This window comes from Roseomonas sp. 18066 (assembly GCF_902706185.1).
Lineage (GTDB): Bacteria > Pseudomonadota > Alphaproteobacteria > Acetobacterales > Acetobacteraceae > Pseudoroseomonas.
This window is the reverse complement of the sequence record NZ_CACSJM010000002.1, coordinates 1-24228: the sequence shown is the minus strand read 5'-3', so window position 1 is coordinate 24228 and position 24228 is coordinate 1. Positions and strand designations below refer to the sequence as shown.

23 protein-coding genes and 1 tRNA gene are annotated in these 24228 nt (G+C 71.5%); 16 read left to right on the top strand and 8 right to left on the bottom strand.

Annotated features, from left to right (window positions below; translation table 11 throughout):
* The first annotated feature begins 224 nt into the window (after positions 1–224).
* The 3 genes from GVN67_RS00600 to GVN67_RS00590 are packed head-to-tail and all read left to right on the top strand — an operon-like array spanning position 225 to position 3393.
* Entirely contained in the window at positions 225–1709 is a 1485-nt protein-coding gene (locus GVN67_RS00600; RefSeq protein ID WP_159992387.1) for a circularly permuted type 2 ATP-grasp protein, read from the top strand.
* Positions 1710–1714: 5 nt separating this feature from the next.
* Entirely contained in the window at positions 1715–2665 is a 951-nt protein-coding gene (locus GVN67_RS00595) for an alpha-E domain-containing protein (RefSeq protein ID WP_159992316.1), read from the top strand.
* Positions 2662–3393 carry a proteasome-type protease gene (locus GVN67_RS00590; protein ID WP_159992315.1) on the top strand — a complete coding sequence of 244 codons (732 nt, stop codon included), beginning with the start codon at positions 2662–2664 and terminating at the stop codon, positions 3391–3393. The genes GVN67_RS00595 and GVN67_RS00590 overlap by 4 nt, the downstream gene beginning before the upstream one ends.
* A gap of 4 nt (positions 3394–3397) precedes the next feature.
* Here the strand turns inward: GVN67_RS00590 and GVN67_RS00585 are convergent, their stop codons facing one another.
* Together GVN67_RS00585 and GVN67_RS00580 are read right to left on the bottom strand one after the other, a co-directional pair.
* Positions 3398–4417, bottom strand: coding sequence for a DUF1963 domain-containing protein (locus tag GVN67_RS00585; protein WP_159992314.1), 1020 nt, complete (start codon positions 4415–4417; stop codon positions 3398–3400).
* Positions 4414–5061, bottom strand: coding sequence for a hypothetical protein (locus GVN67_RS00580; protein ID WP_159992313.1), 648 nt, complete (start codon positions 5059–5061; stop codon positions 4414–4416). The genes GVN67_RS00585 and GVN67_RS00580 overlap by 4 nt, the downstream gene beginning before the upstream one ends.
* 106 nt (positions 5062–5167) lie before the next feature.
* Between GVN67_RS00580 and GVN67_RS00575 the strand changes: the two genes are divergently transcribed.
* The 5 genes from GVN67_RS00575 (at position 5168) to GVN67_RS00555 (ending at position 9064) form a co-directional block, all read left to right on the top strand.
* On the top strand, positions 5168–6229 hold the full coding sequence (locus GVN67_RS00575) for a ligase-associated DNA damage response exonuclease (protein WP_159992312.1): 1062 nt from the start codon (positions 5168–5170) through the stop codon (positions 6227–6229).
* Complete coding sequence (locus GVN67_RS00570) at positions 6226–7830, top strand: cisplatin damage response ATP-dependent DNA ligase (RefSeq protein ID WP_200845059.1); 1605 nt, start codon at positions 6226–6228, stop codon at positions 7828–7830. The genes GVN67_RS00575 and GVN67_RS00570 overlap by 4 nt, the downstream gene beginning before the upstream one ends.
* Before the next feature lie 78 nt (positions 7831–7908).
* The gene (locus GVN67_RS00565) at positions 7909–8082 is read left to right on the top strand and encodes a DUF1328 domain-containing protein (protein ID WP_159992311.1); all 174 of its coding nucleotides are present in this window, start codon (positions 7909–7911) and stop codon (positions 8080–8082) included.
* A 108-nt stretch (positions 8083–8190) separates the two neighbouring features.
* A tRNA-His gene (locus tag GVN67_RS00560) sits at positions 8191–8266 on the top strand.
* A 33-nt stretch (positions 8267–8299) separates the two neighbouring features.
* Positions 8300–9064: an SDR family oxidoreductase gene (locus GVN67_RS00555; RefSeq protein WP_159992310.1), complete on the top strand. Its 765-nt coding sequence runs from the start codon at positions 8300–8302 to the stop codon at positions 9062–9064.
* A 151-nt stretch (positions 9065–9215) separates the two neighbouring features.
* On the opposite strand, the gene GVN67_RS00550 is transcribed toward GVN67_RS00555, so the two are convergent.
* Positions 9216–10388, bottom strand: a complete 1173-nt coding sequence (locus GVN67_RS00550; protein WP_235034884.1) for a benzoate/H(+) symporter BenE family transporter — start codon at positions 10386–10388, stop codon at positions 9216–9218.
* Positions 10389–10473: 85 nt separating this feature from the next.
* Here GVN67_RS00550 and GVN67_RS00545 point away from each other — a divergent pair, with 85 nt between their 5' ends.
* The 5 genes from GVN67_RS00545 (at position 10474) to GVN67_RS00525 (ending at position 14354) form a co-directional block, all read left to right on the top strand.
* Positions 10474–11166, top strand: coding sequence for a GntR family transcriptional regulator (locus tag GVN67_RS00545; protein ID WP_235034883.1), 693 nt, complete (start codon positions 10474–10476; stop codon positions 11164–11166).
* A gap of 50 nt (positions 11167–11216) precedes the next feature.
* Entirely contained in the window at positions 11217–11423 is a 207-nt protein-coding gene (locus tag GVN67_RS00540; RefSeq protein WP_159992308.1) for a hypothetical protein, read from the top strand.
* Positions 11423–12115: a hypothetical protein gene (locus GVN67_RS00535; protein WP_159992307.1), complete on the top strand. Its 693-nt coding sequence runs from the start codon at positions 11423–11425 to the stop codon at positions 12113–12115. Before GVN67_RS00540 ends, GVN67_RS00535 begins: the two co-directional genes overlap by 1 nt.
* Positions 12112–13194 carry a toxic anion resistance protein gene (locus GVN67_RS00530; protein WP_159992306.1) on the top strand — a complete coding sequence of 361 codons (1083 nt, stop codon included), beginning with the start codon at positions 12112–12114 and terminating at the stop codon, positions 13192–13194. Before GVN67_RS00535 ends, GVN67_RS00530 begins: the two co-directional genes overlap by 4 nt.
* A 101-nt stretch (positions 13195–13295) precedes the next feature.
* On the top strand, positions 13296–14354 hold the full coding sequence (locus GVN67_RS00525; RefSeq protein WP_159992305.1) for an alcohol dehydrogenase: 1059 nt from the start codon (positions 13296–13298) through the stop codon (positions 14352–14354).
* 107 nt (positions 14355–14461) lie between these two features.
* Here GVN67_RS00525 and GVN67_RS00520 read toward each other — a convergent pair whose 3' ends face one another.
* Positions 14462–15544 (bottom strand): lysine-2,3-aminomutase-like protein, encoded by a 1083-nt coding sequence (locus tag GVN67_RS00520; RefSeq protein WP_159992304.1) that lies wholly within the window; start codon positions 15542–15544, stop codon positions 14462–14464.
* Positions 15545–15580: 36 nt separating this feature from the next.
* Between GVN67_RS00520 and epmA the strand changes: the two genes are divergently transcribed.
* Positions 15581–16651 (top strand): EF-P lysine aminoacylase EpmA, encoded by a 1071-nt coding sequence (gene epmA, locus GVN67_RS00515; protein WP_159992303.1) that lies wholly within the window; start codon positions 15581–15583, stop codon positions 16649–16651.
* Here the strand turns inward: epmA and GVN67_RS00510 are convergent.
* Positions 16630–17397, bottom strand: coding sequence for an arginyltransferase (locus tag GVN67_RS00510; RefSeq protein ID WP_159992302.1), 768 nt, complete (start codon positions 17395–17397; stop codon positions 16630–16632). The genes epmA and GVN67_RS00510 overlap by 22 nt on opposite strands.
* Positions 17398–17585: 188 nt before the next feature.
* Entirely contained in the window at positions 17586–19982 is a 2397-nt protein-coding gene (locus GVN67_RS00505) for a penicillin acylase family protein (protein ID WP_235034881.1), read from the bottom strand.
* Between the two features lie 134 nt (positions 19983–20116).
* Here GVN67_RS00505 and GVN67_RS00500 point away from each other — a divergent pair, with 134 nt between their 5' ends.
* Entirely contained in the window at positions 20117–20482 is a 366-nt protein-coding gene (locus tag GVN67_RS00500) for a YraN family protein (protein WP_235034880.1), read from the top strand.
* Positions 20483–20608: 126 nt separating this feature from the next.
* Entirely contained in the window at positions 20609–21514 is a 906-nt protein-coding gene (locus tag GVN67_RS00495; RefSeq protein WP_159992299.1) for a bestrophin family protein, read from the top strand.
* A 51-nt stretch (positions 21515–21565) separates the two neighbouring features.
* Here the strand turns inward: GVN67_RS00495 and acpS are convergent, their stop codons facing one another.
* On the bottom strand, positions 21566–21979 hold the full coding sequence (gene acpS, locus GVN67_RS00490; protein WP_159992298.1) for a holo-ACP synthase: 414 nt from the start codon (positions 21977–21979) through the stop codon (positions 21566–21568).
* A 30-nt stretch (positions 21980–22009) separates the two neighbouring features.
* Entirely contained in the window at positions 22010–24196 is a 2187-nt protein-coding gene (locus GVN67_RS00485) for a bifunctional (p)ppGpp synthetase/guanosine-3',5'-bis(diphosphate) 3'-pyrophosphohydrolase (protein ID WP_159992384.1), read from the bottom strand.
* Between the last annotated feature and the right edge of the window lie 32 nt (positions 24197–24228).

Below are 24228 nucleotides of genomic sequence, written 5' to 3'. Positions count from 1 at the left end.
CAAGCGGAAGCGGCGAAAGCCGTCCCAGCAGGCAGGCTTGCCGCTGCCTTGGGCAAACCGGGCGTGGCCGCTGCCCGTCGCCGACCGCCAGACTGCGATGGCCGCTTGCGCGGGGGGTGCCCGGCTTGCTCAATAGCAGCACGAGGCGTCGTCGCAGGACGCCCGACCCCTGATGAGGACGCCGGAACCACGTGGCCGATCGCCCTGCCTCCGCCTTCGACGAGATGAACGCCGAGGGCGTCATCCGTTCCCCCTATGCCGAGATGGCGCGTTTCCTGGACGCCACCGGCCAGGAAGCCCTCGACCAGAAGCGGCGGGAGGCCGAGGTGCTGTTCCGCCGCATCGGCGTGACCTTCGCCGTCTATACCGAGGGCGGCGACCCGGAGCGGCTGATCCCCTTCGACGTCATCCCCCGCATCCTGTCCCGCGCCGAATGGGAAAGGCTGGGCCAGGGGCTGGAGCAGCGGGTGCGGGCGCTGAACGCCTTCCTGGCCGATGTCTACGGGCCGAAGAAGATCATCGAGGCCGGCCGCATCCCGGCCGAGCTGGTGCTGCAGAACGAGGGCTACCTCAAGCAGATGGAGGGCTTCACGCCGCCGGGCGGGGTCTACACCGTGATCAGCGGCATCGACCTGGTGCGCACCGGCGCCGACGAGTTCTACGTGCTCGAGGACAATTGCCGCACGCCGTCGGGCGTCAGCTACATGCTGGAGAACCGGGAGGCGATGCTGCGGCTGTTCCCGGAGCTCTTCACCCGCCACCGCATCGCCCCCGTCAGCCACTATCCGGAGGAGCTGCTGGAGACGCTGAAGAGCATCGCCCCGGCCAGCTGCGCGGGCGACCCCAAGGTCGTGGTGCTGACCCCCGGGCCTTATAACAGCGCCTATTACGAGCATTCCTTCCTGGCCGACGAGATGGGCGTCGAGCTGGTCGAGGGCGCCGACCTCTTCGTCCGCGACGCCATGGTCTTCATGCGCACCACGGCGGGGCCGCAGAAGGTCGATGTCATCTACCGCCGCATCGACGACGAGTATCTCGACCCCGAGGCCTTCCTGCCCGACAGCGCGCTGGGCGTGCCCGGGCTGATGGCGGCCTACAAGGCGGGCAATGTTGCGCTGGCCAATGCGCCGGGCGCCGGCATCGCCGACGATAAGGCGGTCTATCCTTACGTCCCCGAGATGGTGCGCTTCTATCTCGGCGAGGAGCCGATCCTGTCCAACGTGCCCACCTTCATGTGCGAGCGCGAGGCCGACCGCGAGCATGTGCTGGCCAATCTCGACAAGCTGGTGGTGAAGCTGGCGCGCGGCTCCGGCGGCTACGGCATGCTGGTCGGGCCGCATGCCACCGAGGAGCAGCGCGCCGATTTCGCCGCCCGCATCCGCGCCAGGCCGGGCGACTATATCGCGCAGCCGACGCTGGCGCTGTCGACCGTGCCGACGCTCTGCGAGGAGGGCTTCGCGCCGCGCCATGTCGACCTGCGGCCCTTCGTGCTGTTCGGCAAGACGGTGCGCATGGTGCCCGGCGGCCTGACCCGCGTGGCGCTGCGCCAGGGCTCGCTGGTGGTCAATTCCAGCCAGGGCGGCGGCACCAAGGACACCTGGGTGGTCGAGGATGCCGCGATGCAGACCCAGACCCTGGGCGGCATGACCCAGTCGCAAAGCCTTCCCACGATCCCCGCGCCCCGCGCCGCGCCGTCCGGAGACAACTGAAAAAAATGCTATCCAGGACGGCGGATTGCCTCTTCTGGCTGGGACGCTATTCGGAGCGTGCCGGCAATGTCGCGCGCGGGCTCGGCGCCACGCTGCGCATGGCGCTGCTCGCCAATCCGCTGAGCGCCGCGGATGACGAATGGCGCTCGCTGATGATCGCCACCGGCTGCGAGCCCGGCTTCCTCGAGCGCCATCCGGTGCTGGCCCAGGATGCCGCGGTGCAGTGGCTGACGCTCGACCCCGAGAATCCGGGCGGCATCGCCGCCTGCATCGAGGCGGCGCGGCGCAATGCCCGCACCGTCCGCACCGCGCTGACCGTCGACATGTGGGAGGCGATCAACGACACCTGGATCGAGTTCCGCCGCCTCGATTCCAGCGCCATCAAGGGTGACCGGCTGCCCGGCTTCCTCGACTGGGTGCGCAGCCGCACGCTGCTGTTCAACGGCGCCGCCGCCGACACCATGCTGCGCGACGATGCCTGGCGCTTCTGCCACCTGGGCACCATCCTGGAGCGCGCCGACAATACCGCCCGCCTGCTCGACGTCCGCCACGCCGCCTTCGCCGCCGAGGCGGCCGAGGATGCGGCGAATTACGCGCAATGGCAGGCGGTGCTGCGCTCGGTCTCGGCGCTGCGCGCCTTCCAGCATGTCTACCATGCCCGGCTCAGCCCCGGCCGGGTGGCCGAGCTGCTGGTGCTGCGCCCGGAGCTGCCGCGCTCGCTGCTGGCCTGCTACCGCCGGGTCGAGCAGACGCTGGACGCCATCGCCGGGGCCAATGGCGGCCAGCGCGGCGAATGCCACAGCCTGGCCGGGGCGCTGCATGCGCGGCTGCGCGACCGCCCGATCGACGGCATCCTGGAGGCCGGGCTGCATGACTTCCTGACCGGCATCATCGACGAGAACATGCTGCTGGGGCAGGAGATCGGCCGCTTCTACCTGAGCGGGCGGCAGCCGTGACCTATTGCGTCGGCCTCTGGCTGGAGCGCGGGCTGGTCATGCTGTCCGACACCCGCACCAATGCCGGGGTCGACCACATCTCGACCTTCTCGAAGATGTACACGGTGATCTCCCCGGGCGAGCGGATGCTCTGCCTGCTGGCCGCCGGCAACCTGGCCATCACCCAGGCGGTGTGGAACCGGCTGCAGGAAGGCCTGGCGCTGGAGGAGGAGCGCCACACCCTGCTGAGCGTGCCCAGCATGTTCCGCGCCGCGCAGCTGGTCGGCGCCGCCATCCGCGCCGTCTACGAGGTCGACGGGCCGATGCTGAAGGCCCAGGGCGTGGGCTTCGACGTCTCGGTGATGCTGGGCGGGCAGATCGCCGGCGGGCCGCTGCGGCTCTACCTGGTCTATGCCGCCGGCAACTTCATCGAGGCGACGCCGGAGACGCCCTTCCTGCAGATCGGCGAGCACAAATACGGCAAGCCGATCCTCGACCGCGCGCTGTCGCACCAGACCAGCCTGGAGGATGGGGTGAAGCTGACCCTGGTCAGCATGGACAGCACGCTGCGCTCCAACCTGACCGTCGGCCTGCCGCTGGACCTGCTGGTCTACGAGGCCGGCACGCAGGAAATCCGCCTGCAACGCCGCATCACCGAGGAAGACCCCTATTTCCGCGGGCTGCGCGAGGACTGGTCGACGGCGCTGCGCGAATCCTACCGCCGCATGCCGGAGCCCGACTGGCTGTAGGGCCTCAGTCGCTCTGATAAATGCCGCGCGCGGCGCCGAAGCGGCGGGCCAGCAGCGCCTCGCGCGGGATCATCACATGGGTGGTGCCGTCGCCGCCGATCTGCGAATTCGGCAGCCGGGTGCCGCCATGATGCTCGCCGCCCCAGCTGAAGACATGGCGGATGCGGTCGTCGCCCGGGGCCATGGCCCCGGGCGCCTCGGGCATCTCGGATTCGGGGTCGGACTGGATCGGGTCGGGCCAGCCGCCCAGCCGGTCGGCGAACCAGCCGACCTGGCCGTCGCCCGGCCCGGGCTCGCCGGGCAGCAGCAATTGCTGGCTCGGCCGCCGCAGCAGCTGGAACAGCCGCTCGTCGCGCCAGCCGCTGGCGGTCAGCCAGCGATGCGGCAGGGTCAGCGCCGGATGCGGCTCCAGCACCTCCGCCTGGTCCATGGCCGACCAGGGGATGCCGGGCTGCAGCGCGTCGGACAAGGCGATGATCGGCTCCGGCACCGGGCGGCGCTGCAGCGCGGCGATCGGGCCGTCATGCCAGATCAGCCGGGTCTCGTGGCCGCTGCCGTCGCCGGTCAGGTCCTCGAACAGGCTGAGCAGCCCGTGCCGCGGCAGGTCGGCGTCGAAGCCGGGCAGCTCGGCCAGCGCCTGCAGGTCCAGCTGGGCGCGGAAGGCGAGCGGGAAGGGGCGGTAGAAGCTGTCGATCAGCAGCGCGTCATGGACGGCCAGGCGCGGCTCCGGCACCAGGCCGCGGCCCTGCAGATAGGCCTGCAGCCGGGCGCCGCGCAGCCGCACCTGCTCGGCCCAGGCGGCGGCGTCCGGGCGCGCCAGCCGGGTCGGCCAGGGCCGGCCGGGCGGCCAGTCCGGCACGCCGCCCATCTTGCTGGCGCCGGTGGGCAGCGCGTCGTCGGGGCGCTGGCGGCGCAGGAACAGCTGCGCCGGGCGGGCGCTGGCCAGCAGGGCGCCCGCCATCTCCTGCAGCCCGGCATCGCGGATCGCGGCGCGCAGCTGCGCCTCGTCGCGAAAGGCGGTCATGCCTGCAGCGCCAGGGGTCGGAAGCGGTCCCAGGCGATCTCGGCGGTGCCGCGCATCGGCCCGGCGCGCAGCAGGATGTTCACCTCGCGGGCCGATTGCCGGTCGGGATGCGGCGCGAAGCCCGGCGCGCCCAGCATGAAGCTGTGCAGCCACAGCGCGGCATGGCGATAGGCGACGTGCTCGCCATCGGTCAGCGGCGCGTCGCCGACGGCGCGCGACAGGGCGGCGACGGCGTCGATCCGCGGGGCGGCGAAGACATCGAGGCCGTCCAGGTGGATCGGCGGCCCGTCGCAGGGCGCCATGATCTCGGCCAGGGCGTCGTCCTGGAAGGTCAGCATCAGGCCGCAGCCGCGATGCTCCTGGAACAGGCCCTGCTGCATGTCGGCGACCTCGGCCATGGCGGCGCGGGCGGTGGCGATGTCCTCGTCCGAGATCCACTGGCCGAAGGGCTGCAGCAGCGCGGCGATGTCGCCCATACCGGCGCCCAGGTCGTTCTCATAGGTGATGACGCCCAGCTGGCCGGCCAGCGCGGCCACCGCCTGGCGGGACATGCCGAATTCCAGCCGGCCGATGCCCTGGCGCGGGCGCATTTCCCAGGCGGGGTCCAGGTCAGGATTGGCGCCGAGGTTCCGGTCGTTTTCCATGGGGCTGCATCCTCCGCTACCGCTGCCATCATCTGGGGCGGCAGCCGGAAAGCGCGAATGACAAGGGCTTGTGCAGCCGAAGCCCGCGCCCAGCTGTTACCAGGCCATGGCCGCGCCGCACCCCGAGAGCTGGATCCGCATCACCCCCCAGGGACTCTATTGCGAGCCCGGGGATTTCCATGTCGACCCGGCCTGGCCGGTGGCCCGCGCCGTGGTCACCCATGGCCATTCCGACCATGCCCGGCCCGGGCATGACGCGGTGCTGGCGACGCCCGAGACGCTGGCCATCATGGCCGCGCGGCTGGGCGAGGGCGCGCCGCGCAACCCGCAGCCGCTGCCCTATCACCGCAGCGTCATGCAGAACGGGGTGAAGGTGACGCTGGTGCCGGCCGGCCACGTGCTGGGCTCGGCGCAGGTGGTGCTGGACTGGCAGGGCAGCCGGCTGGTGATTTCCGGCGACTACAAGCGCGAGGCCGACCCGACCTGCGCCGCCTTCGAGCCGGTGCCCTGCGACGTCTTCGTCACCGAGGCGACCTTCGCCCTGCCGGTGTTCCGCCACCCGCCGGCGATCGGCGAGATGCGGCGGCTGCTTGACAGTGTTTCGCTGTTTCCCGACCGGGCGCATCTGGTGGGGTGCTACGCGCTGGGCAAGTGCCAGCGGCTGATCGCCCTGCTGCGCCTGGCCGGCTACGACCGGCCGATCTACCTGCACGGCGCCCAGGCCAGCATGTGTGAGCTCTATTCCCGCTTCGGCGTCGAGCTGGGCGAGCTCCGCCCGGTGCCGCGGCCGGAAAAGCGCGGCGAGACGGTGCTGGCGGGCGAGATCGTGCTGGCGCCGCCCTCGGCCGAGGCCAGCCCCTGGGCGCGGCGCCTGGCCGATCCGGTGACGGCGCTGGCCAGCGGCTGGATGCGGGTGCGGCAGCGGGCCAAGGCGCGCGGCGTCGAGCTGCCGCTGATCGTCAGCGACCATGCCGACTGGGACGATCTTCTCGCCACCATCGAGGAGGTGGGCGCCCCCGAGGTCTGGGTCACGCATGGGCGGGAGGAGGCGCTGATCCATGCGCTGGCCGGTCGTGGCGTGCGCGGCCGCGCGCTGCATCTGCTGGGCCGCGAGGAGGACGAGGACGCCGCCCCCGAGCCCGAGCCGGCGGAGGCCGCCACCCCATGAGCCTGCCCGCCTTCGCCGAGCTGCTGGAGCGGCTGATCTTCACCCCCGGCCGCAATGCCAAGCTGGCCTTGCTGAAGCGCTGGTTCGCGACGCAGAAGGACACCGACCGCGGCATCGGCCTGGCCGCCATCGCCGGGGAACTGTCGTTCAGCGCCGCCAAGCCGTCGATCGTGCGCGAGCTGGTGCGGACCCGCGTCGACCCCGAGCTGCTGGCGATGAGCCACGACTATGTCGGCGACCTGGCCGAGACGGTGGCGCTGATCTGGCCCGCACCGGCGACCCGCCCGAATCGCCCGCCGCCCGACCTGTCCGAGGTGGTCGAGACGCTGGAGCTGGCGCCGAAGGACAAGATCCCGGGGCTGCTGGAGGAATGGCTCGACACGCTCGATCCCGGCGGGCGGATCGCGCTGATCAAGCTGGTCACCGGCGGGCTTCGCGTCGGCGTCTCCGGCCGGCTGGCGCGGCAGGCGCTCGCCGACTGGTCCGGCCAGCCGATCGAGGAGCTGGAAGAGGTCTGGCACGGGGTGCCGGCGCCCTATCTGCCGATCTTCGCCTGGCTGGAGGGCCGCGCGCCGCGCCCCGATCCGCGCGACGCCCCGGTGTTCCGCTCGCCGATGCTGGCGCAGCCGCTGGAGGCGCCGGATATCGCCGCCCTCGACCACCGCGACTTCCGCGCCGAGTGGAAATGGGACGGCATCCGGGTGCAGGCCTCCGCCGGTCCCGGCGGGCGACGGCTCTGGTCGCGCACCGGCGAGGACATCTCCCAGTCCTTCCCGGAAATCCTCGAGGCGATGGATTTCCATGCGGTGCTGGATGGCGAGCTGCTGGTGATGCGCGACGGCGAGGTCGCCCCCTTCGCCGAGCTGCAGCAGCGCCTCAACCGCAAGGTCGTCGGCCCGAAGATGCTGCGCGACTACCCGGCGGGCTTGCGCGTCTACGACATCCTGTTCGAGGCCGGCGAGGACCTGCGCCCGCTCGGCTTCGACGCTCGCCGCGAGCGGCTGGAGGCCTGGTTCGCCGCCACGAAGCCGGGCCGCATGGACCTGTCGCTGCAGATCGCCTTCGTCTCGCTGGAGCAGCTGGAAGGCCTGCGCGAAGGGGCGCGCGCCGCCGGCATCGAGGGGCTGATGCTCAAGCGCGGCGACGCGCCGTATCTGGCCGGCCGGCCCAAGGGGCTGTGGTGGAAGTGGAAGCGGGCGCCGCTCTCGGTCGATGCGGTGCTGATGTATGCCCAGCGCGGCCACGGCAAGCGCAGCAGCACCTATTCCGACTACACCTTCGGGTTGTGGCGGGAGGACGGGCAGGGCGGCCAGGAGCTGGTGCCGGTGGGCAAGGCCTATTCCGGCTATACCGACCAGGAGCTGGTCTGGCTCGACCGCTGGATCCGCAACCACACCACCGGCCGCTTCGGCCCCGTCCGCGAGGTGGAGAAGGAGCTGGTCCTCGAGATCGTCTTCGACGCCGCGCAGCTGTCGGGGCGGCACAAGTCGGGCGTCGCCATGCGCTTCCCCCGCATCGGCCGGCTGCGCGCCGACAAGCCCGCGGCCGAGGCCGACCGGCTGGAGACGCTGATGGCCATGGTGGAGAACCGCGCGGCCTGAAATTTCGGCGGGTCCGGCGGGAACTGCGCCGCTTCCGCCGCGTTCCCCCGCCAGGGTCAACCAGGGGGATGGACCACCATGCTGAAATGGGCGCTGATTTGCCTCGTCATCTCGATCGTCGCCGGCGCGCTGGGCTTCACCGGCGTCTCCGCCGTGGCGGGCCGCATCGCCAAGATCATCTTCGGCGTCTTCCTGCTGCTGTTCGTCCTGGTGCTGGTCATGGCGCTGGCGGCCGGCGAGCTGATCTTCTGACGCTTTTGCCGCGCGCTGGCTGTTGACGGCGACGCGCGCGCGGCTTATTTCCCGCGCCACCTCGAAGCCCGCTGGTCAGCCAGCAGGCCCGGGGGGAAGGTGGTTATGGCGGCCTTAGCTCAGTTGGTAGAGCGCCACGTTGTGGTCGTGGATGTCACGGGTTCGAGTCCCGTAGGTCGCCCCACTCTTCCCCATCCGTCCAAGAGGTCTCCCAACAATGCAGCTTTCCCTGGCCGGCCGGCACGCGCTGATCACCGGCGGTTCCAAGGGCCTCGGCCTTGCCATGGCGCGCGCCTTCATCGAGGCCGGCGCCCGGGTCGCCATCGTCGCCCGTGACGCGGCCACCCTGCAGGCCGCCGCCGCCGAGACCGGCGCCACCCCCATCGCCGCCGATATCAGCACCGCAGAAGGCTGCCAGGCGGCGCATGACGCGGCCGTGGCCGCCTTCGGCCAGGTGGATATCCTGGTCAACAATGCCGGCGTCAGCCAGCATGGCCGCTTCACCGCGGTCAGCGACGCGGTGTGGCAGGCCGACCTCGACCTGAAGCTTTTCGCCGCCATCCGCCTGGCCCGCCTGGCCTGGCCGGGCATGGAGCAGCGCCGCTTCGGCCGCATCATCAACGTGCTGAACATCGGCGCCAAGGCGCCGCCGGCCCAGGGCGCGCCCACCGCCGTCTCCCGCGCCGCCGGCATGGCCCTGACCAAGGTCCTGGCCAATGAGGGCGCGCCGCACGGCATCCTGGTCAATGCCCTGCTGGTCGGCATCATCGAGAGCGACCAGTGGGTGCGCCGCCACGCCGCCGACCCGCGCGGCCTGAGCTTCGACGCGTGGAAGGCCGAGCAGGGCCGCAATGTCCCCCTCGGCCGCATCGGCAAGGCCGAGGAATTCGCGGCCACCGCGCTGTTCCTGGCCTCCGATGCCGGGGGCTACATCACCGGGACGGCGCTGAACGTGGATGGCGGGAAGAGCCCGGTCGTCTGACGGGAAGCATTGGCAAGGTTGGGGGAAGAATGAATTCTTCCCCCAAACCCCCATCATTCTTTTCTTTCACCGGCCGTTCACTGACCTGCGCTTCACCGGCAGCCAGACAGAAAAAAGATGGGGTCCAGGGGAATTCCTTCCCCTGGCCTGCTTACTTTCTGATGCGATCCAGCACCATCAAGGCACCCCCCGCGACGAGCCCCCAAAACGCCGCCCCGATGCCAAAGATCGCCAGCCCCGAGGCCGTGGTGGCGAAGGTGGTGATGGCCGGCAGGCGCTGGCGTTCATCGGCCAGCGCCGCGGTCAGGGCGCCGCCCAGGCTGGCCAGCAGGGCCAGTCCCGCCACGGTCTGGATCAGCAGTGGCGGCGAGGCCGCGATGAAGGCCACCGCGAAGCTGGCGCCCAGCCCCAGCAGCACATAGGCGCCGCCGCAGGCCAGGGCCGCGATCCAGCGCCGGGCCGGGTCGGGATGGGCGTCGCGGTTGGCGCAGAGGGCGGCGGTGATGGCCGCCAGGTTCAGCGAATGGCCGCCGAAGGGGGCGATGGCGGCGCTGGCCAGGCCGGTCGCGGTGAAGATCGGCCCGGGCGCCGGGCGGTAGCCATGCGCGTTCAGCACCGCCAGGCCCGGCACGTTCTGCGAGGCCATGGTCACCAGGAACAGCGGCACGGCGATGCCGATGGCGGCGCCGGTGGAGAATTGCGGGGTGACCCATTCCAGGTGCGGCGCGATCTCGGCCAGGGCGCCGTGGGGCAGGGGGGTGGCCAGCACGATCAGCACGGCGGCCACCGCCACCGAGATCGGCACGGCGTAGAGCCGGGCGAAGCGCCAGGCCAGCGCCCAGGCCAGGATGACCGGCAGGGCCAGCAGCGGCATGGCGCCGACCGCGCGCATCGGCGCCAGGCAGATGTCGAGCAGGATGCCGGCCATCATGGCATTGGCCAGGCTGGGCGGGATGGCGGCCACCGCGCGGCCGAAGGGCTTCCACAGCCCGGCCAGCAGGATCAGCCCGGCCGCCATCAGGAAGGCGCCGGCGGCGATGGGGAAGCCGCCTTCCGGCATGCCGGTGGCGACCAGCAGGGCGGCGCCCGGGGTCGACCAGGCGATGATGATCGGCAGCCTCAGCCGCGTGCTCATCCAGATGGCCAGCAGCCCCTGCATGACGCAGAGCGCCAGCAGGCCGGAAGCCGCCTGGGCGGGGGTCGCGCCGACCGCGCGAAACCCCTGCAGCACGATGGTGAAGGAGCTGGCGAAGCCGACGATGGCGGCCAGCACGCCGGCCACCAGGGGCTGCACCAGGCCGGCGCGGGCAAGCGTTGCGGACACGGGCCTGGAACTCCCTCTGGCTTCGGCACGGCAGGGTAGCGTAATGTTGGATCCAATCAACGGCCGGATTGTGGATGCCCGACCTGTGACTGCCGCAGAGATTTCCCCGCTGGATCGCCTGGCCCCCGAGCTGGCCGGCGGCTGGCGCACCGCCACGGAGTATGTCGAGGCCATCCTGAAGGCGGCGATCCTGGATGGCCGCCTGCCCGGCGGCACGGCGCTGCGGCAGGAGGAGCTGGCGGCGCGCTTCGGCGTCAGCCGCATGCCGGTGCGGGAAGCCCTGCGCCAGCTGGAGGCGCAGGCGCTGGTCGACATGCTGCCGCATCGCGGCGCCGTGGTCACCGCCATCTCGGCCGCCGACGCCGCCGATGGCTATGCCATCCGCCGCGCGCTGGAGGTGGCGGCGCTGCGGCTGTCGATCCCGAACCTGACCGCGGCGCAGCGGGCGGAGGCGGCGACGCTGATCGCCGCGATGGACAGCGAGCCGGATGCCGGCCGGCTCGGCCAGCTGAACCGGCGCTTCCACCTGGCGCTCTATGCCGCCGCCGGCCATGCCCGGATGCTGCAGCTGGTCGAGCAGGAGCTTTCCGCCTTCGACCGCTACCTCCGCTTCCATCTGGCGGCGCATGGGCGGGGGGAGATGGCGCAGCATGACCACCGCGCCATGCTGGACGCCGCCGATCGCGGCGAGGTCGAGGCGGCGGTGGCGGTGCTGGAGCGCCACCTGGACCAGGCTGCGGCCACGATCGCGCGTTTCTTCCGGGGTCGCGGTGGCTGAAGCGCCGCCGGTCGCTTGAAGCCGCAGGTCCCAGGGGCAATCTGACCCCTATGCGACACCATGCCCGGTCCGCGGCGCCCGCGCCCCGACCCCGCCCCGCCGATTGGCTGGAAACCCGCCTGACCGCCCTGCTGCCCGCCCGGCTGCAGGGGGAAAGCACGCTCGGCCGCGCCGCCGGCTTCGGACTGCTGGGGCTGTCGCTCTGGCTGGTCTCTCTCCTGGCGTTCTTCCGCGCGGTCTTCCGGGTGTTCAGCTGATGCTGCGGCAGTTCCGGGGCGCGATGCTGGTGCTGGTGGCGCTGCCGCTGGCGCCGGCCCTGCTGGTCAATCTGATCAGCGGCCAGCAGCGGCCGCTGCTCGGGCTGCTGCTGGGGCTCGGGCTGCTCGGCCTGGCGCTGCACCGGCTGCGGCGCGGCAAGACAGCGCGTGCCGCCCTGATGGTGGGCGCCGCCACCGGCGTGATCGCCGGCATGGCCGCCGGCATTCCGCCGCTCGGCGCCGTGGTCTTCGGCGCCATGGCCTTCTTCGGCGCCAAGCTTCTGTATGTGGCCGCCCCCCCGGCGGTGGTCGAGCCGGCGGCCCCCGCGCCGCCGCCGCCGCCCGACCTGCTGGAGGTGCCGCGCGCGCGGCTCGCCGCCCTGGCCGCCGCCGACGCCCAGCTGCGCCCGGCGGTCGCCGCGCTGCGCGCGCTGATGGCGGAGCTGGCGCTGCGCCCCTCCGGCCTCGGCGAGGCGCGGCGCTTCATGAACCTGCAGCTCGAAGGGCTGGAGCGGATCGACGACACGCTGGGCCGCGGCGCCGAGCCGCCGCCCGGCCTCGGCCTGCTGGTCGAGGACATGGCGCGCGGCAGCCTGCAGCTGCGCGACCGGCTGCGCGCCGCCGAGACCGAGGCGCTGGAAATTCAGGTCAAGGTCCTGGCCGACCGACTGCGAGAGGAGGGTTACGCATGAGCCAATCCGCCGGGATGAAGACCACCGAGACGCTGACCCGGGAGAGCATCGCGCCGGAGCGGGTGACCGCGCTGGCCGCCCAGATCGACCTGCGCGACCCCTCCACCATCCTGCGCTTCGGCGCCGAGGCGCAGACGCGGGCGGCGACGGCGGCGGATGCCATGCTGGGCGCCGTGCGCAACCAGTCGACCGGCGAGGCGGGCGAGGCGCTGTCCGGCCTGCTGTCGACCCTGCGCGGCTTCGATGTCACCGCGCTGGGCGAGAAGCCGGGGCTGCTGGCCCGCGTCTTCCGCCGGGCCGGCGCCGAGGCGGCGGTGGTGCTGCAGCGCTACGAGACGGTGCGCGGCCAGATCGAGAGCATCGGCGACAAGCTGGACAACCACCGCACCCGGCTGATGGAGGATGTCGAGCGGCTGGAGCGCCTCTATGGCGCGACGCTCGACTGGTTCCACGGGCTGGCCGAGCATATCGCCGCCGGCGAGACGGTGCTGGCCCGCACCGACGCGGAGGTGATCCCGCAGGCGGCGGCGGCGGCGGCCGACACCACCAATCCGCTGGGGCCGCAGCGGCTGCGCGACCTGCGCGCCGCGCGCGACGAGCTCGACCGGCGCGTGCATGACCTGCGGCTGACGCGGCAGGTGGCGATGCAATCGCTGCCGGGGATGCGGCTGATCCAGGAGAACGACAAGGCGCTGGCGTCGAAGATCCATTCGGTGCTGGCCAATACCGTGCCGCTGTGGCGCACCCAGCTGGCCCAGGCGCTGGCCATCCAGAACATGCGCGAGGCCAGCGGCGCCGTGCGCGCGGCGACCGACCTGACCAACAAGCTGCTGACCGCCAATGCCGAGACGCTGCGCCAGGGCAATGCCGAGGCGCGCATCGAGGTGGAGCGCGGGGTCTTCGACCTGGTCGCCGTGCAGCAGGCCAATGCCGCGCTGGTCGCCACGCTGGAGGACAGCCTGCGCATCGCCGAGGAAGGCCGCGCCGCCCGCCGCCAGGCGACCACGGAGCTCGCCAAGGCGGAGGCCGAGATCCGCCGCGCGTTGAGCGCCTCCGGCCCGTCGTCGCGCAAGGCGTGATCCGGGTCGCCGCAAAGCATCCGGCGAACTGCGCCGGCGGGGCTTGACCCGCCGCGCGCCAGGGTTTCCCATCCCATGAGTCCAAGAAGGGAGAAATCGACATGCGCGCCTGGGCCGTGGTCGAATGCGGGGAACCGCTGCAGAATATCGAGCTGCCGCTGGCGGAGCCGACCGGCGAGGAAGTGCTGGTCGAGGTGACGCATTGCGGCGTCTGCCATTCCGACCTGCATATCTGGGAAGGCAGCTACGACATGGGCAGCCGCGGCAAGATGTCGCTGAAGGACCGCGGCGTGGTCCTGCCGCTGGCCATGGGGCATGAGATCGTCGGCCGCGTCGCCAAGCTCGGCCCCGATGCCAAGGGCGTCAAGGTCGGCGACCTGCGCATCGTCTTCCCCTGGCTGGGCTGCGGCAAATGCGACCGCTGCCAGTCGGGCCAGGACAATATGTGCCAGGTGGCCTCGCGCAGCATGGGCGTGTTCCAGAACGGCGGCTACGCCACCCATGTCATCGCCCGCAGCCCGAAGCACCTGGTCGCCTTCGACGGCATCGACCCGGCGGTGGCCGCGACCTATGCCTGCTCCGGCGTCACCGTCTATTCGGCCATCCAGAAGGTGCTGCCGCTGCCGCCGACGACCCCGATCGTCGTCGTCGGCGCCGGCGGCCTCGGCCTGAACGCCATCGAGATCCTGAAGGCGCTGGGCCATAAGCGCATCGTCTCGGTCGACATTTCGGCTGAGAAGCTGGACGGCGCCAAGAAGGCCGGCGCCACCGACACGCTGCAGGCCGGGGCCGAGGACACCACGGCCCGCCTGCTCGCGCTGTGCGGCGGCCCGGTGGAGGCGGTGATCGACTTGGTCAACGGCACCCAGACCGCGCGCTTCGCCATCGATGCGCTGGGCAAGGGCGGCAAGCTGATCCAGGTCGGCCTGTTCGGCGGCGAGATGAACGTGCCGCTGCCGCTGATGGCGACCAAGGCGCTGACCATCCGCGGCAGCTATGTCGGCAACCCGCAGGAGTTGCGCGACGTGGTCGCCCTGGCCCAGCAGGGCAAGCTGTCGCCGCTGCCGGTCAGCACCACGCCGGCCTCGGATGTGAACGACGTGCTCAACCGGCTGAAGGATGGCAAGATCAACGGGCGTGTCGTGCTGACGGCAGCCTGACGGCGAAGGCCGGTCAAAGGCCATGCTCGTGGATGTGCGCTGGTCTTCGAACGGCCGATGAACAGAAAGAAGATGGGGGTTCGGGGGAATTCATTCCCCCGACCTTCTCAGTTCTTCCGTTGCCTGTAGGCCTTCCTATCCAAAGGCCCTTCAACAACCCAATCATCCCCGTCGGCGACAGCAAAGTCGGGCCCGAGGGGTGCTTTCCCCGCCCCATCGGGCAGGTCCAGCACATAGGCCGGCCAGGCCAGCCCCGTGAGCTTCCCGCGGAGGGATCGCAGGAGGGCGCGGCCTTCTTCGATGGGCACCTCGAAGCGCGCGGTGCCGGGGGCGCGGTCCAGCTGGTGCAGGTAGTAGGGCTTCACCTGCTGCGCCAGCATCGCGCGGAACAGGCCAGCGAGCGCCTCGGCACTGTCGTTGACGCCGCGCAGCAGCACCGACTGCCCGAGCAGCGCCACCCCCGCCCGGCGCAACCGCTTCAGGGCAACGCGGGCATGTTCAGAAAATTCGCGGGCGTGGTTGGCGTGGACGCAGAGGAAGACCGCCTTGTCGCTTTCGGCCAGCACCTCGGCGAGCTCCGGCGTGATGCGCTCGGGGGCGGAGACCGGCACGCGCGAATGCAGCCGGATGATGTCGAGATGCGGGATCGCCGACAACCGCCGCAGGATGTGCTGCAGCCGGCGGGGCGAGAGCATCAGCGGGTCGCCGCCGGTCAGGATCGCCTCGCGCACCTGCGGGGTGGCGGCGAACCAGTCGAGGGCGGCGTCGAGCTCGGCCTCCGACAGCAGGCCGCCGCCGGGGCCGACCACCTCGCGGCGGAAGCAGAAGCGGCAATAGACCGGGCAGGTCAGCAGCGGCTTCAGCAGCGCGCGGTCGGGGTAGCGGTGGACCACGCCCTTGACCGGGGTGAAGGGGGCGTCGCTGGTCGGGTCGCTGCGCTCGGCGGGCAGGGTGGTCAGCTCGGCGATATCGGGGATGTATTGCCGGGCGATCGGGTCGGCCGGGTCGGCGGGGTCTATCAGCGCCTGGACCGCGGGCGTGACGGCGATGGCATAGGTCTTCGACAGCGCGTCCAGCCCGGCCTGCGCCGCGGGCGGCACCAGGCCGGCGGCGACCAGGGCAGAAGCGTCGCGGAGCGTGCGGGGGCCAGGGTTAAGGCCGGGCTTCAAATGGGCGGAACCGTCGGGCATGGTCGCGCGCTTACGCCCGGAGGCCCCAAGCCCGCAATGCCCGATCGCCCGTTGCAACCCAGCCCCCCGGACCAGCGTCCCGTCTGGCACCCCGACAGCCTCGCCGCCCGCCTGCCGGCGCTGCGCCGCCGGACGCAGCTGATGGCCGAGACCCGCGCCTTCTTCGCGGCGCGCGGCTATGCCGAGGTGGAGACGCCCGCGCTGGTCCCGGCGCCGGGGATGGAGGTGCATCTGGCCGCCTTCCGCAGCGAGTTCCGCCCGATCCTGGGGGAGGGTTCTTTCCCCCTGTGGCTGCGCACCTCGCCGGAGCTGGCGATCAAGCGGCTGCTGGTGGCGGGCTGCGGCCCGGTCTTCGAGCTGGCCCGCGTCTGGCGCAATGGCGAGGTCAGCCCGCGCCATTCCCCCGAATTCACCATGCTGGAATGGTATCGCCCGGGCGCCGGCCTGGACGGGCTGATGGACGAGACCGAGGCCTATCTGCGGGCCGTGCTGCCGGGCAGCGTCAGCCATGGCGGCATCACCACCGACCTCGCGGCGCCCTTCGAGCGCCTGACCATGGCCGAGGCGTTTCGCCGCCATGCCGGCGGCCTCGATATCCTGGCCACCGAGGGGGACGGCGCCAGGCTGCGGGCGGCGGCCCGGGCGGTGGGCATCGCCCCGCGCGGCGAGGAGGGCTGGGAGGATCTGTTCTTCCGCATCCTGCTGGAGCGGATCGAGCCGGAGCTCGGCCGCGACCGCGCGACCTTCCTGACGCATTGGCCGGCGCCCCAGGCGGCGCTGGCCCGGCGCGACCCGGCCGACCCCCGCGCCGCGCTGCGCTTCGAGCTGTTCGTGGCAGGAATCGAGCTGGCCAATGCCTTCGACGAGCTGACCGACGCCCCCGAGCAGGCCGCCCGCTTCGCCCATGATGTCGCCGAGCGGCACCGCCTCTATGGCGAGGGCTGGCCGGTGGACCAGGATTTCCTCGACGCCCTGGCGCATGGCATGCCGCCGACGGCGGGCATCGCGCTGGGCTTCGACCGGCTGGCCATGCTGGCGGCGGGGGCGGCGACGGTGGCGGAGACGCTGTGGCTCGGCGGCTGGCCCTACGGCGACGCCACCGGCTGAAGCGGCTCCAGCATCGGCCCGGCATAGGCCTCGATCGGCCGCCAGGCGCCGCTGAGCAGGATCTCGCTGGGCTGGAAGCGGGCCTTGTAGGCCATCTTGCGGCTCAGCGGCACCCAGTAGCCGAGATAGACATAGGGCAGGCCGAGCTGCAGCGCGCGCTCGACCAGCCAGAGCACGGCATAGGTGCCGAGCGAGCGCTTCTCCAGCCCCGGCTCGTAGAAGGAATAGACCGCCGACAGCCCGTCGCTCAGCCAGTCGGTCAGGCAGGCGCCCACCAGCTGGCCGTCGGGGTCGCGGAACTCGATCAGCCCGGTGGTGATCGGCGTGTCCTCGACCATGGCGCGGTAGTCGTAGAAGCCCATCGCCGCCATGTCGCCATCCTGGTGGCGCGCCTTCTGGTAGCGCTGGAACAGGGCGAACTGCTCGGCGGTGGCGCGGGCCGGCACGGTCTCGCCGCGCAGCAGCGCGTTCGCCCGGGCGACCCGGCGCTGGGTGCGGTCGGGCGTGAAGCGGCCGGTGTCGATGCGGATCGGGATGCAGGCCGAGCAGCCCGGGCAGACCGGCGAATAGGCGATGTTGTGGCTGCGGCGGAAGCCGGCGCGGGACAGCCGGTCATGCAGCGGCTCGGCCTCGGGCCCGGTCAGCTCGGTCACGATCTTCCGCTCCGTCCGGCCCGCCAGGTAAGGGCAGGGCAGCGGCGCGGTCGTGTAGAAGAACTGGGGGCGCTTGGTCGAACGGTGCAGCATCTGTCGCCAGTGTTACGGCCTGCGCGGCCGGACGCAACGGGAGAAGCGGTGCCCGCCGCGCGCAGGCCCGCCTTTTCGCCGCGAGGCCAGAGCGTGGTGGCTTGAGGTGGAATCACCGAAAGCCTGAATCACGCGATCAAACAAACAGCTAGAGCGGGTCGTCTTCGTTCGTCCGAAGACAGCTCGCTCTAGCGCGGCGCCAGCGTCAGGCTGCCGCCCGAGGCTTCGGGTACCGCCCCCAGCCGCAGCAGCCGCACCCCGTCCGGCGCCAGCCCGGCCCAGACCGGCGCCTGGTCGGCCCAGTGCGGCGACAGCGGATGGCCCGACTGCCCGGTGCCGATCACCGCCCAGATCCCATCCGGCGAGGCCAGGTCGGCCACCAGCCGCAGCCCCGGCCCGTGGACCTGTCGGAAATCGCCCTCCATCGCATGGCCCATGCCGCCGCGATTGACCGTCTGGTCGTCGCCCGGGCTGGGCAGGCTGATCGCCGTCCAGTCGGACAGGCCCGGGATGAAGCGCAGCAGCGGGTGCTCGAAGCGGGTGCGGTGCGCCGCCCCCCAGCGCCAGGCGGTGGGGTCGGGGCCGTAGAGGGGGGAGAGCTCCTCCACCGCTTGGCGCAGCGCGGTCGCGACCAGCGCGGTGCAGGCGCCGCCCTTGCCGAAGGCGGGCACCGGCTGCGGCGGCGTCTCGCCCTGCGGCTTGCACCAGGCGGCGCCGCGGCCGTCGGGGTTCAGCACCAGCCGCAGGAACTCGCCCATCACCGGCCAGCCGCCCTCCGGCACGCCGCCATTGGCCATGGCCAGCCGCGCGGCGATCGGCCACCAGGCGTTGAAGATCAGCGGCTGCGGCCGGTCGATCGCCATCTCGCCGTCCCAGGCCAGCAGCAGGTCGCGGGCGACGCCGGCGGTGCCGGCCGGGCGCGGGATGGCGCGCAGCGCCGGCAGCACCTCGGCCGCGAACAGGCTCTGCGCGTCGCGCTGGATGGCGGCCAGGTCCTCCGGCCGGTGCTTGCGGCGCTGGCCGAGCAATTCGTGGATACGGCGGAACCGCCAGTCGCCGAACCAGTCGCGCCCCAGATAGGGATCGGCCCCCGGCGCCTGGATGCGGTTGTTGGCGTTGGCCAGCGCGCCGCTGTCCGGGTTCTCGACATGCGGCAGCGCGTCGAAGGGGATGAAGCCGGTCCAGTCATGGCTGCCATCCCAGCCCGGGGCCGGCTGGCTGCCATCGCCGGCGCGGCGCACCGGGCTGCGGCCGGTCAGGTACATGGCGATGCCGCCCGCCGCATCGGCCACCATCAGGTTCTGCGGCGGCGAGCTGATGGCCTCCGCCGCGCGCCGCGCCTCGGCCAGGCTGCCGGCGCGGTTCAGCGCATGCATCCCCGCCGCCGCCTGGTCGCCGGGCTCCAGATTGGCCATGGCGACGGCCAGCACGGTGCCGGCCGGGGCGCCGGTGCCTCCCGTGGCGCCGCCCGTGGCACCCCCCGTGGCGCCCGCCAGATCGCTGACCACCGGCCCGTGCCGCGTCTCGCGCACCACCAGCCGCTCCGCCTCGGCCACGCCGCGCACCCGGATCAGCTCCTCGCGCAGGGTGAAGGGGCGCGGGCCCTCGGGCGTCTCGTAGCCGTCGGCGCCGGCCAGCCGCTCGACGAACAGGTCCTGGGTGTCGGAATGGGTGGTGGTGAAGCCCCAGGCCAGCTTCTCGTTGCGGCCGATGACCACGAAGGGCACGCCGGGCGAGCTGGCGCCGGCCAGGAAGCGGCCATTCGGCAGCTCGATCCGCACCAGGTACCACAGGATCGGCGCCTGGAAGCCCAGATGCGGGTCGTTGGCCAGCAGCGCCCCGCCGCTTTCCGACCGCGCCGCCGACAGCGCCCAGGAATTCGAGGCGGAGGCCGGCAGCGGCGCATCCTCGGGGAAGCGCGGGATGGCGGCGGCCAGCCGGTCCAGCACGCCCTGGTCGAGCCCCGCCACCTGGTCCGGCCGCCCGGCGGTGTCGTCGGAGGGCCAGAGCTCGGCCAGCCGCTCCGGCGCGATGCGCTGGGCCAGGCGCGCGCGGTCGAGCTCGGTGCGCCAGTTGCCCGACAGCCACAGCCCCATGGTCTTGGCCCAGAGCAGGCTCTGCCAGGGCTGCCAGGGCTCCGGCGCGCCGAGCGCCAGGAATTCCGGCGCGGCCAGCATGCCCTTGGCCTCGATCCAGCCATTCACCCCCTGGGCATAGGCCTCGAGCATCGCCCGCGTCTCGGCGGGGAGGGCGGCGAAATCCGCCTCCGCCCGCCGTGGCAGGCCGAGGGTGCGGTTCATCCGGTCGAGCCGCAGCGCCGCGGCGCCGGCGATCTCGGCCAGCCGGCCGGAGGCGTTGCGCCGCATCAGCTCCATCTGGAACATCCGGTCGCGGGCATGCAGCCAGCCCAGCGCGCGGGCGGCATCCAGCTCGTTGGCGGCGGTGATGCGGGGGATGCCCCGGGCATCCTCCAGCACCGTCACCTCGGCGCCCAGCCCGGCCAGGTCGACGCGGCCCTCGCGCGGCGGCAGGCTGAGCCACAGCAGCCCGCCGGCGCCGAGCACCGCCACGACCAACAGGAGCATGGCGGTGATCAGGCCACGCTTGAGGAAACGACGAAGCCGGCCGGGGCGTCTCTGCATGGCTTTCGATGTAGGCCAAGAATCGTCCTGCCGCAGCCCGGCTTGCGCAGATTCGCGGCGGCGTGAAGAGTATGACGATGCCGCGACAATCCCGCGCCGAGGCCGAAGCCCGTGGCCGCCTGGCCGAGGCGCGCGCCGCCGAGCGGCTGCAGGCGGAAGGCTGGACCATCCTGCAGCGCCGCTACCGCAGCGGCGGCGGCGAGATCGACCTGGTCGCCGAGCGCGACGGGCTGCTGGCCTTCATCGAGGTGAAATGCCGGGCGACGCTCGCCGAGGCGGCGGCGGCGCTGACGCCGCGACAGCAGGCGCGGCTCTGGGCGGCGGGGGAAATCTGGGCGGGGGCCAACGGGCAGCACGGACGGAATGGCATCCGATTCGATGTCATCGTCGTCGATAGCAAAGGACAGATCCGAAGGATCACGGACGTCATCCGGCAAGAATAAAAAGCAAGGCCAGGGGAAGGAATTCCCCTGGACCCCATCTTTTTTCTTCCAGAAACATAACCTTACACGGGAAAGGGCGTTCTTCGGGCTCAGGGAGGAAAGAACACAGGAGCGGCTCCCCGCCCGATGATCATCCCGACCCGCACGCAGTTCCATCGGATGCTGCGCTACCTCGGATGGCCGCTGGTCATCTTCCTCGTTTGGGATATCGCCATCACCCTGTCCTACTCGCTGCTGCACAGCGAGGAGACACCCTGGGACCTGCCGATGCTGCCGCTGCCCCTGCTGGGCTCGGCCCTGGTGCTGTTCCTCGGCATCCGCAACAACAGCGCCTATGCCCGCTGGTGGGAAGCCCGCACCCTGTGGGGCGCCATGGTCAATGCCTCGCGCTCCTACACCCGCCAGGCGCTGAGCTTCATCGAGGACAGCACCGAAGGCCGCCAGCTGGTGCGCCGCCTGGTCTGCCGGCAGATCGCCTATGTCCATGCCCTGCGCTGCGCGCTGCGCCGGCAGGACCCCTGGCCGGAGGTCGCCCGCTTCCTGACCGCGCCCGAGGCCGCCGCCCTGCGCGGCCATGCCAACCTGCCGAACGCCATCCTGAACGGCTCCGCCCGGCTGCTGGCCGAGGCGGCGCGGAAGGGCCGCATCACCGAGTTCCGCCACACGCAGATCGAGCGGCTGATGGTGGATTTCTCCAATGCCCAGGGCGGCATGGAGCGCATCAAGAACACCCCGCTGCCGCGGCCTTACACGCTGTTCCCGCGCTTCTTCTGCCATGTCTTCTGCGTGCTGCTGCCGGTCGGGCTGGTCGACCAGCTCGGCCTCTACACGCCGCTGGCCTCGACCGTGGTGGGGCTGATGCTGCTGGCTTTCGAGCAGATCGGCCACGACCTGCAGGATCCGTTCGAGAATGCGGTGAACGACGTGCCGATGACCGCGATCTGCCGCACCATCGAGATCGACCTGCAGCAGGCGTTGGGCGACAGCGATGCCTCGGCCCCGACGAAGCCCGATGGCGACGTGCTTTGGTAACAGAAAGAAGATGGGGTCCAGGGGAATTCCTTCCCCTGGCCTTTGCTTTTCTTAGATCGGCGCAATCCTGACCGCCGAGATGATGACCACGGCCTGGGCGTAGGGATATTCGTCCGTCATGGTCAGGCTGATCTGCGCGCCGTGTCCTTGCGGCGTGATGGCGTCCAGCCTTTTGGCGGCGCCCCCCGACAGCCGGAGCGAGGGCTGTCCCGAGGAGAGGTTGACCACGCCGAGGTCGCGCCAGAACACCCCTTGCCGGAAACCCGTGCCCAGCGCCTTCGACGCCGCTTCCTTGGCCGCGAAGCGCTTGGCGTAGGTCGCCGCACGCAGGCTGTCGGTGCGGCTGTCGGCCTTGCGGCGTTCCAGCGTGGTGAAGATCCGCTCGAGGAAGCGGTCGCCGTGGCGGGCCAGCACTTTCTCGATGCGGCGGATATCGACGATGTCGTTGCCGAGGCCGATGATCATGGCGTGTGTTCACTCCCCGCGCGGTGCGCGTCAGCCCTTGCTGCGTTCGACCTGGATGATGCCGGGGCAGGCCCGCAGCGCCGCGATGACGTTGGACAGGTGGCGCAGGTCGGCGACCTCGAGGTCCACCACCACCTCGGCGTAGTCGGCGGCGCGATGGGCGAAGCGCAGGTTGTGCAGCTTGCCGCTCTGCTTGGCGATGGCCACCGTCATGGCGGCGATGGCCGAATCCTCGTTGCTGGTCAGCACGTCGAGGCGGCCGAGATGCGCGCCGGCCGAGCCGGCCTCGTAATCCCAGTCGATGTCGATGAAGCGTTCCGGCGTGGCGGCCAGGGCTTCGAGGTTGTGGCAGTCGTTCTTGTGGACGGTGACGCCCTTGCCGGTGGTGACGATGCCGACGATGCGGTCGCCCGGGATCGGGTGGCAGCAGCCGGCGAATTGCACCGCCATGCCGGCGACCAGCCCGGTGATGCCGGAGGAGGCCTCGCGCCGCCGCTCCGGCCGCACCACGGTGGAGCCCGGCTTGCCGCGGGCGCGCGCCAGCGGCATCACGTCCATCGGCCGCGGCGGGCCGCGCAGCTCCGGCACCGCGGCGTGCAGCACCTCGCGCGCCGAGATATTGCCGTTGCCGACGGCGACGCAGAGCTCCTCGAAGCCCGGCTGCTTGAAGATCTTCAGCGCCGGCTCGACCAGCTTCTCGGAGAAGTCGAGGCCTTCCTGGCGGAAGGCGCGGGCGATGGCGCTGCGGCCCTGCTCCTGGAACTCGCCGCGCTGGCGGGCCATGGCGAAGCGCTTGATGCGCGCCTTGGCCTTGCCGGTGACGACGAAGCGTTCCCAGGCCGGGTTGGGCGTGCCGCCGCGGGCGGTGATGATCTCGACCTGGTCGCCGTTTTCCAGCTGGTGCCGGAGCGGGACGATGCGGCCGTTGATCTTGGCGCCGACGCAAGCATCGCCGACCTGGCTGTGCACCTGGTAGGCGAAGTCGATGGGCGTCGCGCCACGCGGCAGGGCGATCAGGTCGCCCTTCGGCGTGAAGCAGAAGACCTGGTCCTGGTGCAGCGCCAGCTTGGTGTGCTCGAGGAAGTCGCCCGGCTCGGCGGCAGTCTCGAGGATTTCCAGCAGCTCCCGCACCCAGGGGTAGCGGCGGCGCTTCGGCGGCTCGGCGGCGGTGCCCTGCTTGTACATCCAATGCGCGGCGACGCCGTATTCGGCGACCTCGTGCATATCGGGGGTGCGGATCTGCACCTCGATCTTGGCGTTGCGCCTCTCCGGCACGGTGACGCCGGTATGCACCGACTGGTAGCCGTTCGGCTTGGGCGTCGAGATATAGTCCTTGAACCGCCCCGGGACCACGCGATAGGCCGAGTGGATGGCGCCCAGCGCCGCGTAGCAATTGGCGCGGTCGTTGGTGACGACGCGGAAGGCCATGATGTCCGAGAGCTGCTCGAACTCGACCTTCTTCTCATGCATCTTCAGCCAGATCGAATAGGGCGATTTCTCGCGCCCATTGACCTCGAGGATCGGCACGCCGGCGGCGGTCAGCTTGGTCTTCAGGTCGGCCGCGATCTCGTCGATCAGATCGGCGCCCTGGCCGCGCAGGAAGGCCAGGCGCGCGGTGATGGTCTGGTAGGCGTCGGGCTGCAGCTCGCGGAAGGAAAGGGACTGCAGCTCGGTCTTCACCGCGTCCATGCCGATGCGCTGGGCCAGCGGCGCATAGATCTCCATGGTCTCGCGGGCGACGCGGGCGCGGCTTTCCGGCTTCGGCTTGAAATGCAGCGTCCGCATGTTGTGCAGCCGGTCGGCGAGCTTGACCAGCAGCACGCGGATATCCTCGCTCATGGCGAGGACCAGCTTGCGGAAGTTTTCCGCCTGCTTGGTGCGCTCCGACTGCAGCTCCAGCCGGGTCAGCTTGGTGACGCCGTCGACCAGGCGCGCGATGTCGGTGCCGAAGCGCTTTTCCAGCTCGGCCAGGCCGAAGCTGGTATCCTCCACCACGTCGTGCAGCAGGGCGGTGGCGATGCTGCCGGTGTCGAGCCGGTAGCCGGCCAGGATGCCGGCGACGGCCAGCGGATGGGTGATATAGGGGTCGCCATTCTCCCGCGACTGGGAGGCATGGGCGGTGGCCGCGAGGTTGTAGGCCGCCTCGATCAGCGCGACATCGGCGCGCGGGTCATAGGCGGCGACGCGGCGGGCCAGCTCGGTGCCCGGGGTCTCGATCGGCGGTGGCGCCTGGACCGTCGGGGCAGCGG

Coding starts and splice junctions, on each gene's coding strand:
- GVN67_RS00570 (WP_200845059.1), top strand. CDS start 6,226: ATGAGCCTGCCCGCCTTCGCCGAGCTGCTGGAGCGGCTGATCTTCACC.
- GVN67_RS00595 (WP_159992316.1), top strand. CDS start 1,715: ATGCTATCCAGGACGGCGGATTGCCTCTTCTGGCTGGGACGCTATTCG.
- epmA (WP_159992303.1), top strand. CDS start 15,581: ATGCCCGATCGCCCGTTGCAACCCAGCCCCCCGGACCAGCGTCCCGTC.
- GVN67_RS00585 (WP_159992314.1), bottom strand. CDS start 4,417: ATGACCGCCTTTCGCGACGAGGCGCAGCTGCGCGCCGCGATCCGCGAT.
- GVN67_RS00505 (WP_235034881.1), bottom strand. CDS start 19,982: ATGCTCCTGTTGGTCGTGGCGGTGCTCGGCGCCGGCGGGCTGCTGTGG.
- GVN67_RS00575 (WP_159992312.1), top strand. CDS start 5,168: ATGGCCGCGCCGCACCCCGAGAGCTGGATCCGCATCACCCCCCAGGGA.
- acpS (WP_159992298.1), bottom strand. CDS start 21,979: ATGATCATCGGCCTCGGCAACGACATCGTCGATATCCGCCGCATCGAG.
- GVN67_RS00525 (WP_159992305.1), top strand. CDS start 13,296: ATGCGCGCCTGGGCCGTGGTCGAATGCGGGGAACCGCTGCAGAATATC.
- GVN67_RS00580 (WP_159992313.1), bottom strand. CDS start 5,061: ATGGAAAACGACCGGAACCTCGGCGCCAATCCTGACCTGGACCCCGCC.
- GVN67_RS00500 (WP_235034880.1), top strand. CDS start 20,117: ATGCCGCGACAATCCCGCGCCGAGGCCGAAGCCCGTGGCCGCCTGGCC.
- GVN67_RS00530 (WP_159992306.1), top strand. CDS start 12,112: ATGAGCCAATCCGCCGGGATGAAGACCACCGAGACGCTGACCCGGGAG.
- GVN67_RS00495 (WP_159992299.1), top strand. CDS start 20,609: ATGATCATCCCGACCCGCACGCAGTTCCATCGGATGCTGCGCTACCTC.
- GVN67_RS00555 (WP_159992310.1), top strand. CDS start 8,300: ATGCAGCTTTCCCTGGCCGGCCGGCACGCGCTGATCACCGGCGGTTCC.
- GVN67_RS00520 (WP_159992304.1), bottom strand. CDS start 15,544: ATGCCCGACGGTTCCGCCCATTTGAAGCCCGGCCTTAACCCTGGCCCC.
- GVN67_RS00565 (WP_159992311.1), top strand. CDS start 7,909: ATGCTGAAATGGGCGCTGATTTGCCTCGTCATCTCGATCGTCGCCGGC.
- GVN67_RS00540 (WP_159992308.1), top strand. CDS start 11,217: ATGCGACACCATGCCCGGTCCGCGGCGCCCGCGCCCCGACCCCGCCCC.
- GVN67_RS00600 (WP_159992387.1), top strand. CDS start 225: ATGAACGCCGAGGGCGTCATCCGTTCCCCCTATGCCGAGATGGCGCGT.
- GVN67_RS00510 (WP_159992302.1), bottom strand. CDS start 17,397: ATGCTGCACCGTTCGACCAAGCGCCCCCAGTTCTTCTACACGACCGCG.
- GVN67_RS00535 (WP_159992307.1), top strand. CDS start 11,423: ATGCTGCGGCAGTTCCGGGGCGCGATGCTGGTGCTGGTGGCGCTGCCG.